Origin of the sequence: Rhodococcus sp. PAE-6, assembly GCF_025290685.1 — a bacterium.
Lineage (GTDB): Bacteria > Actinomycetota > Actinomycetes > Mycobacteriales > Mycobacteriaceae > Rhodococcus > Rhodococcus pyridinivorans.
The window spans coordinates 1-10,711 of record NZ_JAOCLZ010000017.1; the positions used below are offsets into that span (position 1 = coordinate 1).

11 protein-coding genes are annotated in these 10,711 nt (G+C 64.4%); all 11 read right to left on the reverse strand.

Features of this window, described 5'->3' with window-relative positions:
- Positions 1-114 precede the first annotated feature (114 nt).
- A complete protein-coding gene (locus tag NVV99_RS22870) occupies positions 115-474 on the reverse strand; it encodes a hypothetical protein (protein WP_248957629.1) in 360 nt (119 codons plus the stop codon).
- Between the two features lie 44 nt (positions 475-518).
- A complete protein-coding gene (locus NVV99_RS22875; protein ID WP_260783040.1) occupies positions 519-920 on the reverse strand; it encodes a hypothetical protein in 402 nt (133 codons plus the stop codon).
- A 28-nt stretch (positions 921-948) separates the two neighbouring features.
- Positions 949-1,740 (reverse strand): DUF6884 domain-containing protein, encoded by a 792-nt coding sequence (locus NVV99_RS22880; RefSeq protein ID WP_260783041.1) that lies wholly within the window; start codon positions 1,738-1,740, stop codon positions 949-951.
- A 281-nt stretch (positions 1,741-2,021) separates the two neighbouring features.
- On the reverse strand, positions 2,022-2,369 hold the full coding sequence (locus tag NVV99_RS22885; RefSeq protein ID WP_012476979.1) for a hypothetical protein: 348 nt from the start codon (positions 2,367-2,369) through the stop codon (positions 2,022-2,024).
- Positions 2,366-2,899, reverse strand: coding sequence for a hypothetical protein (locus NVV99_RS22890; protein ID WP_260783042.1), 534 nt, complete (start codon positions 2,897-2,899; stop codon positions 2,366-2,368). Before NVV99_RS22890 ends, NVV99_RS22885 begins: the two co-directional genes overlap by 4 nt.
- Positions 2,900-3,250: 351 nt before the next feature.
- Positions 3,251-3,424 carry a hypothetical protein gene (locus tag NVV99_RS22895; RefSeq protein ID WP_158455956.1) on the reverse strand — a complete coding sequence of 58 codons (174 nt, stop codon included), beginning with the start codon at positions 3,422-3,424 and terminating at the stop codon, positions 3,251-3,253.
- A 123-nt stretch (positions 3,425-3,547) separates the two neighbouring features.
- On the reverse strand, positions 3,548-4,144 hold the full coding sequence (locus NVV99_RS22900; protein ID WP_147430447.1) for a hypothetical protein: 597 nt from the start codon (positions 4,142-4,144) through the stop codon (positions 3,548-3,550).
- Between the two features lie 102 nt (positions 4,145-4,246).
- Positions 4,247-5,338 carry an ADP-ribosylglycohydrolase family protein gene (locus NVV99_RS22905; RefSeq protein ID WP_260783043.1) on the reverse strand — a complete coding sequence of 364 codons (1,092 nt, stop codon included), beginning with the start codon at positions 5,336-5,338 and terminating at the stop codon, positions 4,247-4,249.
- A complete protein-coding gene (locus tag NVV99_RS22910; RefSeq protein ID WP_260783044.1) occupies positions 5,335-5,523 on the reverse strand; it encodes a hypothetical protein in 189 nt (62 codons plus the stop codon). The genes NVV99_RS22905 and NVV99_RS22910 overlap by 4 nt, the downstream gene beginning before the upstream one ends.
- A 55-nt stretch (positions 5,524-5,578) precedes the next feature.
- On the reverse strand, positions 5,579-7,582 hold the full coding sequence (locus tag NVV99_RS22915) for an ADP-ribosyltransferase (protein WP_313906264.1): 2,004 nt from the start codon (positions 7,580-7,582) through the stop codon (positions 5,579-5,581).
- Between the two features lie 1,007 nt (positions 7,583-8,589).
- On the reverse strand, positions 8,590-10,581 hold the full coding sequence (locus NVV99_RS22920; protein ID WP_260783080.1) for a cutinase family protein: 1,992 nt from the start codon (positions 10,579-10,581) through the stop codon (positions 8,590-8,592).
- Positions 10,582-10,711 lie beyond the last annotated feature (130 nt).

Here is a 10,711-nt window from a genome sequence, read left to right on the forward strand (position 1 = left end):
CCGTTTCACGTCCAGCAGCGACACGCTGTCGGTTGTGGTGCTGGTCACCGGGTTACACCACTCTATGGGGCACTACTTGTAACCGAATCGAAGGAGACGTGTCATCTAACCTGTTCACGATGCCTTTTTGTGGCATTCCCGGTTAGCGCCGAGGCTGAGAAGATCTTCGATTCGTGCTGTCTTGCGTCCACGGTGACGTGCGCGGATCAACTGTAGGTAGATTCGCGCACCTATTCCTGCCTGCGTAAGCATGCGATGGATGCGCCATTCGGCGAGAAAGCTCGCGTCGAGTGCATCCTGATTCGCATTGGTGACCTGCTGGCTGAGCAGTTCGATAATGCTGACGAGGTCTTCTTTGTCTCGGAGGAGCCAATCCTCGCGACGAATATGACCGTTCCACCGCTTCACTCGGGGACGGTCATCCCAGTTGGGCGGGAAGTAATTGGTCAGCGGATCGGGGGTGCGGTCGGGCATCGGGTCTCCGTTCTCGGGATCGCTCGGAAGGCCGGAGTGGAAGATCAGTGGTCGGCGGCGGTGGTGATGGTCACGACGGGCTCCCCCATGTCGCCGGAGCCGATCTCGACGCCGAGGGTGAGCAGGTCTTCTCCGTCCAGGGCAGGCGCTGGGGTGAAGTTGAACAGCTGGAGCCCGGCGGCGCCGAGGCTCTGCGCGCGCAGGAGCGCTCGAGCGGCGTGGGCCAGGACGGTCCAGGCGCGGCCTGTTTCGCAGCGAAGCGCATCGTCGGCTTCCGGCCACGCGATGGCGTGCTTCCAGGCGCGATCGGTGATTGCGGTGGGCAGCAAGATCCCGAAGCGACGGGCTTCGGAGGTGACGTCACGCAAAGCACCACAGGCGAGAGCGCCGGTTCTAGTGCCCTGGGTTGATTCGACTCCGTGGCTTTCTGGCAGCAGTTCGGTCATAGATCCTCCAAGTGTGTCGGTGTGGTGATCAGTGCAGCTGGCCGCACGCGGCGATCTCTGCGAGTCGCTTCTGCTGTTCGCCGATGCCCTTCGTGCCTGCCAACGGTGTGTGTGCATGAGGCCAGACCTGCTGTGCGAGCGTGGTGTAGTCGCGACCACCGAACAGCACGACGTTGCGATGGTCGAGCAGCCCCTGGTCGGCGGCCTGCTCCCGGAGTCGTTCTGCTGTGATCGATCCGGGCTGGCCAAGGCGCAGGTTGTACGGCTCGATCAGGTGATGCAGCGGTACCAGACCGAAGCGCGCGGAGAGGATGCGTGTGGCATTCGGGCCCGCGAGCGCGGCGGCCGCACGCAGGCCGAGTCGGTGGTAGGTGCCCGTGTAGCGCTGCCCTGCCGGGATCTTGGAGGGGGTCGGGTCTTTCGTTGCTCCGCAAGGCACGATGACCAGGGGTTCGTCCGCGCTCGCGGCGGCAGCATCGTGTGCCAGATGGTCGGCGACAGTCCATCGCAGCCAGTTCCAGCCGGGACGGTCGGGCAGGTCGAAGCAGTTCTGCGAGTGGGCTGCGACGAGGAACGAGGTGCGCCACGGCCGAAGATCAGTGTTGGGCAACGTGGTTTCGACGCCGTCGTAAGGCCGGAGGAAGCGGGTGTGCAGGGGTCCGATCGAGATCGGGACTCCGATGTATCCGCCGCCGCTCTTCGGACCGATCCCCGGCAAAGACTCGACGAGTCCGATGTCTTCGATCAGGGCACGCCCAGGGGCCGGCGGAGTCAGAGTCGGGTCGTCGTAGCGGAAAGTCGGGGTGTAGATCGGCGACATTACGTTGTGCGCTGCTTTCGTCGTTGGAGTTGGGGCGACCGCTCACCAACCAAACCAACATTACATTACTTCTTTGTATTGTCTAGCACGGGTTCGATTGCGCTAGCTGATAAGTGACATCAGGAATCGACCAAGGATGGACAGATGGTTCGACGAATCGTCGCCATGTCATCCGAGACCCGCACCGAAGGGACATGCCATCTGGGCAGCTCATGGCTATTGCGGGCGGGTGCGATGATCGCGTCTCGGCCTGATGATGCGATGCTTTTCGGGCAACTCGCCTACAGTTGCGCCCCTTCGCCCGCGGGGAACACGAAGACGGAATCCACCCACAGCCACAGCTCGGCGCCGCTGCGGCCGCTGGAGGAGCGCACCGGAAGGCGCACCTGGGCAAGCCAGCGTCCGTCGCAGACCCTGATCCAGGCGTGCAGGGTCGCTCGCATTACCGATTCGAGCCGAATACCCCCGGCCCTCACACGCAGTGGCAGGCCATCGACACGAGTGAATCCTCTGCCGGCAGGTAGAGCTCGGGAGACATCGACCATCACCTCGATGGGTTCGGGTGGCCGCCGCAGGATCGGCATGCCTGGAAACTGCTCATCCCAGTCGTCGAGTCCGGGACCGGTCACTGCGCAACCTTCAGCATTCCTGGGGCCGCCGGTCGCGAAATCCATCTGAGACCGTCAGAGTGGCCGGCGAGCGTGATGTTCCCTCGTTGCGGCAGCCGTCCCCTGGCACGCGCCTCGACGGTCAGGTCCAGCCCTGTGATGCGGCCACCGTCTCCGCCGCCGAGACCCCGATAGCCGGCCACCCGAGCGTCGAGGTTCAGATCCACAGTCGGCCAACTTCCGTCGGCAACAACGAGTACCGCGCCGTTGTTGCGGGTGCGTGCGGCGATGGCACGTGCACGACTCGGAGGGATGCTGGCACCACCGAGCGAGAGAACAACCAGGTCGAGTCCGTCCAGAAGCACGGCGGCCACGGCGAGGGGGTCTGCACCAGGATCGGGAACGAGGGCACATCGAGCGAGATCCGCTCCCATTTCCACGCCGGCGAGCAATCCGAGGTTGGGGCTTCCGATCACCCCCGCCCAGCCTCCCGAGCCGGTCACCGAGGCCAGGAGCCCGAGCCGAAGAGCCGTCGCGCCGGTGACGTGCACAGTTGATCCTCGGAGCAGTCCGCCGTGCGGAAGCAGGGGCGCGAGCGGTTCGGGGACAGGGAGGACTCCCCGTGCCGCCCCGAGGGCCGGCGGCCGGGCTGTTTCGGTGTGCAGCCCGCGCGCGGTCGACGACGGACGCAGACGTGGGTCATTCGGCCGGCCGGGAATCGCGGCAATCCGGTTTCGCAGGTGCGCGATCGTGTCGACCTTCGACTCCACAGCTGATCACCCCTTAGCTCCGCCCCTTAGCGTAGAACACATGTTCGATAGATTGAGGCATATCCATATGGGAGCTAATACCCCATACGTCTGCGGGATGTGACGTCGCAGCAGGTCAAACACCTTTTCCCATCAGCGCGATGCCAGCTCCGACGTGACCCAGCGCTCAGCACGGCGCCGTGCGCCTGGACCGAAGTACATCTGCTCGATCACCGATTGCGCACTGACATGGGCATAGGGAATCACGGCCAAGATCCGGCCGGACTGCACAACCCAGCGGCCGTACTCTGCGCGAGAGAGATTCACGGTTTTCTCCTGCCGCCCGGTTCGACCGCAGACGGTAAGTCTCATCCAGGGGACATCAGACGATCGTCGACACCGAAAGGGGACGTGCCATAACCGCAGTTCAGCGGTCCATTCTTGAGTGTGTCAGGAAACAGAAACCAGCAGCTCGGAGGGTTCGCTGCGCAGACGCCACCAGCGCCACAGACCCAATGCCGCAGCTACCGGCACGAGAGCGAAGATTCCGGCGGTAATGGCGCTCGCGGCCGTCTGTGACGCCCTGTTGACTTCTTCCTGCGTCTGGAAGCCGAGCATGGCCGCGATCGCCGACGCCACCGCCATTCCGCCCACTACGACGACCAGACCTCCGAGCGCGGCAGTCCACCCGAAGATCGCCCACGGCGACCAGAAGTACCGCGGAGGGACTGCACCTCGATTTCGGCAATCACGTTGCTGCTCCCGGAACTCCGCGCGGCGAGTGCGCACGCCTTGAACGAGGAACCACACGCCGGCAGCGAGACCGATGCTGATCACGACCGAACTGACTGCGTCCTGGACCCGCGCAGGCAACCCCAGAATCGAGACGACGGGCAGCGCCCCGAACGCGGCCAGGATCAGCAACCAGGCTCGCCCGTAGAAAACGGCTGCACTGCCGTATCGAGGAGCGACGCGGGGCGCCCAGACGAACCCGCACGCTCCGCCGACGATCATCATCGCGCCCGTTGCTACTGCTTCGACCTGCAATTCGCTCCCTTTCGCTGTGATGCCTCGGGCCCACTCGAACCAAAGAGGGGATGTGCCACCTTGGCAGGACGCAGCGCATTTCACCTACTGGGTGCGCTCAGGTCAGCGCACCACCGAATCCCCGGGAAGGCAGCAGGATGCCGACTCGATCGCAGCGGCGTAGCGCGACTCGAATCTCGGGGCCAGCCCAGTGAGGCGCCAGTAATCCGGCGTCGTCTGCGCGGCACCGATAAGTGCGCCCGCAATGCAGGCGATCGAGTCCGAGTCCCCGTTGCTGGTCGCCGCCCAGGCAAGCGCCTGCGGGCCACCCCAGTTATTCCCGGAGCTGATCTGTCGGTCTTCCGGCAGCGTGGCCAGGTCTGCGACGAGGAGTCCCAGTGCGATCGCGCTGGCCGACTCCCACCCTTCGCCGATGCCCGTGCACGGGTCGCCGTACTCGGTCGTGTCCACCAACGCGAGGCGGTCCAACGTCTCCGCGGCCGCGACGAGGATGTCCACAACATCATCGTTCAACCCCTCGACCAGCACTGATGACACGTCCCCTCGGTAGGGAGCAAGGACATCGGCGAGGTAGGGATCGGTCAACCACTCGCTCACACCGTCGAAGATCCGCTCGGCCTCGGTCAGAGCGTGCTCGAGGAATCGGCCGCGGCGTTCGGGAGCGTGCCGGACCGCGTCAGCGAGCAGCAGTGCCGGCACGATCGCGCGAGGGTGCTTGTGGGTGATCACCGCCTGGAGAGCAGTCAGTCCCCGCCAGTACGGCTCGGGAGCGAACGCGGCCGGCACCAAGCGCATCACGGCCCCGCAGCCGGCAGATTCATGTGCACCGTCCTGGTCGTACCAGCGCGCACCAGCACTCAGGTTCGACAGTGATCCCATGCAGGTGCGGCCTGGGGCACGATTGTTGTCGGGGTCGAGCTTCCACAGAGTGAAGTGCCGGACGATGGCGGCGGTGACCGCCTCGATGTCGTCGAAGTCGGCGACCTCGGTGAGCGCATCGTGCAGGGCGAGGGTCATCTGGGTGTCGTCGCTGATGATCCACTCCCCCGCAGGCGCCGGCACCGGGTAGGCCGGCATCGAAGCGTAGGAGGAGAACTCGACCTGGTAGCCCCAGGCGTCGCCGGCCGCGAGACCGGTCAGTGCGTTGCTGTACCGCGCGAGCTGAACGGGACGATCGGCAGTAGGTGCGGTCAAGGCTTCTCCCCGTATTGTTGGTTCTCGTGTTCGAGTTCGTTGGCCGCGGTGCGCACGTACTCGATCTCAATGAGATCGAGGTCGGCGACACGGCCGATGTAGTTTGCGATGTCGTCCGGGCTCATCCCCTGGGCGAGGTATTCACGGATGTCGTCGAGCTGTTCGTCGGTCAATTTCGAGTTCATGATGCCTTCTCTCTCACGATGGGGGACGTGCCATCATCCCAGTTCAATGATGGTTTTACGCTACTGCCTTGAGCGGCGGATGCGTACCGCCATCGGCTTCGGCAACCAGGTCCTCAGCTACGAGCCACACCGTGGGCATGCCGTGGACACCGTGGTGATCGACGCGTACACAGCGCAGATCGGTGCCTGTGGGCACGATGACCTCGTCTTCGCCGCTGTGCAGCGAGATCGACTTGACCGGCAGCCCAGAGCGGGTACGGATGACCATCATGTACGGCGGATGTCCGGCGAATCCCTTTGCGGTTGCCTGTTTGGTCGTCGTACTGGTGACCTTGCCGATCTGCATCTTCGATCCGACCGTGAACGTGGCGTCGATGTACTCGGCGGCTGTCCCCTTCCATCCGCTCGGCACACGGGTGCCCCGCATGACGGTCATCGGCTCGATGTTCGGGTTGTGCTCGTTGAACTTGTCGAACGCCGACTCGATCCCCGACACCGTGGTCTTCGTCGACCCGGAAGGGTTCGGATCACGGCCGGTGATTGCAGCGTTGATCGCGTGGTAACTGCCGCCGGTGTAGGTCGTCAGCGCGCTGCGTTCGGACTTGTCGAGCACCTTGCTCACGAACGTGGCATTGTGAGCCGTCAGTTTGGACAGGTCGGAGGTCTTCACCTTGTCGCCGCTGACCGAGAACCCCCACGCCTTCAGATCGCCGGCACGCTGATGGATCACCGCGTAGTCGTCGGCGGTCTCTTTGCCGAAGGCCCTGATTCCACTGCGGTACAGGCTCTTGTGCTTCTCCTCCCCCAGGCTCTCCGGCGGAATCTTGTGGTCGAAGTGGGGAATCACGCCGCCACCACGAGTTTCGGTGCCCAGCGCGCGGCGATGCGCACGGACGTATGCCTGCTCGGCCTGCGCCGTGGACTTGCCAGCAGCCAGCGCCTGGGCGCGGGCCTTCTCCCCCGCTGCGATCGCAGCCTGCTCCCGCAGCCGCTTGTTGTGCCGTTTGACGCCGGCGTAGATGTCGGCACGGACCGGGCCGGCTCCGACCGAGTCGGTCAACTTCTCGACAGCGCCGCTGCAGCCGTCGTTGATGATCTTCTGCTGGATCTCGGCGGTGGGGGCTTTGCCGGCGGCCGACTGGCGCGCGACGTCGAGCAGTACGTCGCCGCGAATGGCGTGTGCCTGCCGCTGCATGTCGGTTGCGCCCTCGGGCAACGCGCCGGGGTCGACGAGGATCGGGATGCGATTGGCCTTGGCCAGGGCATCTTGTTTTCCGTTCGCGGTGGCCACCGGGTAATACGCGTCGCCCTTGCGCTGAAGGACGACGAAGTCGCTGTATCCGCGGCGAACGATAGCGGTTCCTCCGTCGAGATAGCGGCCTTCGACCTGTTCAACACCCGATCCGGTTTCCATCGGAATGGTGCCGGCCTTGTAGATGTCGGTGTCACGCGCGACGCCGGTAGGTGCCAGAACCGGTCCCTCGGCGATGGCGGCCGTTGCTTCAGCGGCGTACTTACGGTTGTACGACCGAGTGATCGCGGCGACCTCGTCGTCGGTGAGGCTTGCGTAGTACGCGTCGCGCTCTTCGTCGCTGCTCATGTCCTCCCGCATGCCGAACTTCGCGGCCGCCAGGTCGTCGCGTGATTCGGCCTGCCGCCGTTGAGCATCGACATATGCGTCCTTGGCCTTATCGAGCAGTTTCTGCTGCTCGGCGACAGCTTCGGCGGTACCTGTTCCTGCCTCCAGCTCCTTCTTCGCTTTGCGGAGTCGGGTCCGGTAGCGGTTGACCGCCTTTCGCGCTTCGTTCTCATCGTGATCGGCCGCGGCGACGTTCTCTTCGGCTGCGTCGAGAGCAGCCTGAGCCGGGGTGATCTTCGGCGCCGCGAGCTTGTCCCGCTCGGCCTTTGCCTGTGCGATCAGCAGTTTCGCGCTGGGAGGGTTAGCGTGCGTGCTCGGCATGGGCGTCTTGCCCAGGATCTCTGGGTCGATTCCGAGCCCTTCCATGAACTCTTTCAGAACACTCGGCGGCGCAGCCAGAACGGCAGCTGCGGACTCCACCAACCCTTGTTCCTTCAGATGCTCGACGACCTTCCTGCGCGCCTCGCGTGCAAGTCGGCGATTTCCGTTGGCTTTCGCAGCAGCTTTATAGCTCCCGCAACCCGGGCATCGACGGCCTGATCCATGAGATTTAGAGCGGCACATAGCCGGATCGTACTGGGGAGACGGCACGTCCCCCCTACCGGCCTGCATGCGCATTCGGCCGCAGAGGACGGGCGGAAGCCCAGGGAGGAGACGAAGGTTCACCGCGGCACGTGCGCAGCCGGCCATATCGCTCACCTCCCTCCCGTTCGCGCCGGCCTCTCGGCCCCGCGCGCTTACATGACGTCGACCGATCCACCGGTCCAACTCAACCACAACATTACAATGATTATTTGCATTGTGGCAACTCGGCACGCAGTCTTCGCGGGATCGAAAACCCCTGCATCGGCACGGCTACCCATCAATCAGACGCTCTATCGGGAAGGCCGCCAAGGTCTGCCCCATCGGTCGCGAGCGGAACGGTAATAACCCACACCGGACTCTTGTTTGTGTCCGCATGCCGGCTAGCGGCAGGAGGGAGCTCGTCGACCTCAGTCAGACCCGCGATGAGATCGCCGACGGCCGGCGCGACCTCATTTGCTCCCGCCCCCACCGCTGCTGCATGCGTTGCTTCCGCGCGAGCGGCGGTGCCGACCAGGTCGCCGAGTCCCGCGAAGACCAATGCGCTCAACCCCACGAGCACACCAACGGCCACAGCCTTGGTCACAACGTCACACGCCCCGCCGCAGCGGCCCGCACCGCTTGGGTACGCAGCAAGTCACGGTCTATCTCCCCGCTGCTCAACGCATCAGGACGGTGCCCGACGTGGAAGAGACCATCAACGTGAGGGCACGCGAACACAGCCAGACCCTTCTCCCCCCGGTGACGCCTCCGGACCGCCCGCGCGTCACCGCGGGTGAGATATCCCCGGTGAGCGCATGTAGCGCACCAGGTCCAGCGGGCAGACGGATTGTGGGCACGGGAACTCATACGGCACGTCCGATCTGAAGATTGAGCCAGTCGGAGAGCCACTGGATGGCATTTCGCCCGGCGTTGTCGACCACGAGAGTGTTGTAGTTGGTGTGAGCGCCAGAGGTGAAGAAACTCGCAGCACTGAGCCCTTCACTGACCAACGCGGCGAGATCCTGAGCACCCTGGGATTGCGAGAGCGTGACCAGAGAGTCCGACAGCTGCGGAAGATCCAGGTTCGCGGCCTGGGTGGTGATACTCGTCGATACAGCGTTCGCCTGCTTGCCCAGCAGCTCCGGCGGGGTCTTGGTGGCCTTACCCGAGAGCATGTCAACCGCAACGGATGCCAGGTCCAGCCCCACCGGCAGCAGGCCGCTCATTGCAGCTCCCGCACCGACTGGATCAGGCGCGATTCCCGGCGGCGGGAAGAGTTTTTCGAGAGCTGCCCACGCGATCTCCTGAATCTGACCAACGATGTTGGCCAGTCTGATCACATCGACGTTCGACAAGATCGACGACACGAGGGCAGCGATCTGTGTCGCTCCGGATGGGTCCGGGATGACCGCAAGGATTTGTGAGACCCACCGCATGTCGACCTCCGCCGCCATCTTCACCAACGGCGAGAACTGGTTGTTCAACTCACCTGCGATCTGGTGGGCTCCTTGCGCGTCGAGCGCAGCGACCTTCTGCGGCAGCAGGGCCAGGTTGTTGAGAATGCCGGGCAGGTCCAAGGAAGTCACGCCGGTAGCGACGTTGAGGACCTGGTTGACCACCACGGTCGGTTTGAGCACCGACAGCACACTGGTGGCCGAACTGAGCGCATCAACAGGGGTGGAAACCAGCGGTGCGACCTGGCCGGTCAGCAGGTTCGCATTGTCGGCAAGCGTTTGAATCGCGGGCGCAGAGGACGGGAGACCGGCGGAGGCATCCCCGGCCAGGGTGCTCGCAGTGTCGGCGATCTTGAGGGCCGCACTGAAGGCGCTCTCGAGGTCGGATTGCCCCGCGCGGGTGAGGACTTCACCAGCATTGTGCTCGGCAGTCCCGACCGGTGCGGCGGCGAGCTGACCGTTCGCCGCGGGGTTCGCTGCACCGGAACTGAGGAGATCCGTCAGCGGAGCGAGGGTATTCGCGATGGATCGGGCGGTATCGGCCACCTGGTCGATATCAACAGTCGGTGCCGTCAACTGCTGCCCGAGAGTGGCGACCTTGGTACCCAGGGCGGGCAGATCCGCATCAGAAAAGTCGGAGGTCAGAGCCGCGGCGAGCTGCGTGTTGCCCCCAGGCTCCGCAGTGGGGACATCACCGACGCTCGAGCTCTTGCTCAGGATCGACCCCAGTGAACCGAGCAACGGGCTCGATCCCTTCTCGATCGAGCAGTACAGATCCCCCGGGTCGCAGATCGAGGCGACGCGGCCGGACAGAGCCCCCATTCCCTGGGGTCGAGGATCAGCGATGCCTTGCCCGGAAGTGCGCGGACCTACAGTCGCTGACCCTTTCGTTCCTGCTCCAGGATCTGCCAACAGACCGACTGCGAGTACACGGCTGGCGTCGATGGGTCCTCTGCCGTTGCCGATGTCGGAGGCGATGTCGCCGGCAGCGTCCGCGCCCTGCGAGTAGCCGATCATCGTGAACTTCGTTCGGGGGCACGAGTTCGCGACGTCGGCGAGCACCTGCTTGGCCTTCGACACTGCGTCGGCCTTGCTGTCGGCGTAGGTATGACCGTTGTCGAAGGCTCTGGCCATGTACGGCAACGTGTAGACCTCGACAGCACTGCCGTGGGTGTTCTCGAGCGCGTCTGCAACCGGCTTGAGCATGCCCACCGGCTGACTGGGGTCAGCGTTCTCGTCGGTCTCCCAGGTGCCGGGAATGAAGAGGTTGAACGTCGACGCGCAATGGGTCGGAGCCGCATGTGCAATCGCGGGCGCAGTGAGTAGCACGCCCCCGCTTGCGACGGTCGCGGTGGCAACCAGCGCAACAGTGCGGCGGGACCTCCAACGTCTGACAGGCATGGGCACCTCTGATGGCCGAATGGGAATGTGCCTGCATACATTCACCCACAACCGGGATTTTCCCCAACGGGGTGAACCCTTCATCGGACCACATTTGTGCCTCTTGAACTGCGCAAATATCCAGCCTCAA

Excerpts from the sequence above, each read along its gene's own strand:
- NVV99_RS22910 (WP_260783044.1), bottom strand. The coding sequence starts at position 5,523 with ATGAACTCGAAATTGACCGACGAACAGCTCGACGACATCCGTGAATAC.
- NVV99_RS22875 (WP_260783040.1), bottom strand. The coding sequence starts at position 920 with ATGACCGAACTGCTGCCAGAAAGCCACGGAGTCGAATCAACCCAGGGC.
- NVV99_RS22880 (WP_260783041.1), bottom strand. The coding sequence starts at position 1,740 with ATGTCGCCGATCTACACCCCGACTTTCCGCTACGACGACCCGACTCTG.
- NVV99_RS22870 (WP_248957629.1), bottom strand. The coding sequence starts at position 474 with ATGCCCGACCGCACCCCCGATCCGCTGACCAATTACTTCCCGCCCAAC.
- NVV99_RS22920 (WP_260783080.1), bottom strand. The coding sequence starts at position 10,581 with ATGCCTGTCAGACGTTGGAGGTCCCGCCGCACTGTTGCGCTGGTTGCC.